General features: G+C 74.6%; 1 pseudogene. It reads left to right on the top strand.

From position 1 onward, the window contains the following. Positions 1-916: pseudogene (locus F8D48_RS11470) on the top strand (DUF11 domain-containing protein); the annotation flags it as partial.

Consider the following 916-nt stretch of genomic DNA (forward strand, 5'->3'; position numbering starts at 1 on the left):
GCCCGGCACCATCAGGCTCGTCGACGCCGAGGGCAACGTCCACGAGGTGCCCGACAGCGCCTACGACCCGAAGACCGGCACCGTCGCCGTGAACGCGGGGGACCTCTACGGCGGGGAGAGCGCGAGGCTCGTCTTCGACGTGGAGGTGACCTCGACGAGCGAGACGCGCGATCCGAGCGACCCCGACAATCCGAGCGATCCGTCCAATCCCGGCCGCCCCGAGGGCCCGGGCGTCGAGGGCGGCACGCTCGGCACCACGCCCACCGACGAGTGGGATCGCGACCACCCCATGGTGCCGGACCCGGACGACCCGGACGGCCCGCTCGTGCCCGGAACCCCCGACGAGCCCTATGCAAAGCCCGAGCCCGGCACGCCCTTCGTGCCCACGGCCCCCTGGCCCGAGCTGGAGGACGAGCTCGTCAGCACGCCGCCGGCCGTCGACCCCGACATGCCCCCGGTGCTGCCGTCCAACCCCAAGCTGGAGGACGACGCGGAGGGCCCGGCCGACGTCAGGGTATCCAAGACCGCGGAGAACCTCGACCGCGACGACGGCACCACCCGCGTCGGCGACACGGTGCGCTACACGGTGACGCTCGCGAACTCCAGGCCCCACTCCATGTGGTACGGCGCGGTCGTCCGCGACGAGATCCCGAAGGGCCTCGAGCCCCTCGCGGGCACCATCCGCCTCACCGCACCGGACGGCTCCGAGCGCGAGGTGCCCGACGCCGCCTACGACCCGGCCACCCGCGTGCTGGCCGTCACGGCGGGCGACCTGGCCGGCGGCCGCACCGCCGTGCTCTCCTTCGAGTGCGAGGTGACGGAGGAGGCCGTCGGGGCCGACACGGGCAACGTGGCGAGCGCCCACGGCACCCGGCCCTCCGACATCGACCCCTCCGAGGTGGCCCCCGGCGCGACC

This window comes from Adlercreutzia muris (assembly GCF_008831045.1).
Lineage (GTDB): Bacteria > Actinomycetota > Coriobacteriia > Coriobacteriales > Eggerthellaceae > Adlercreutzia > Adlercreutzia muris.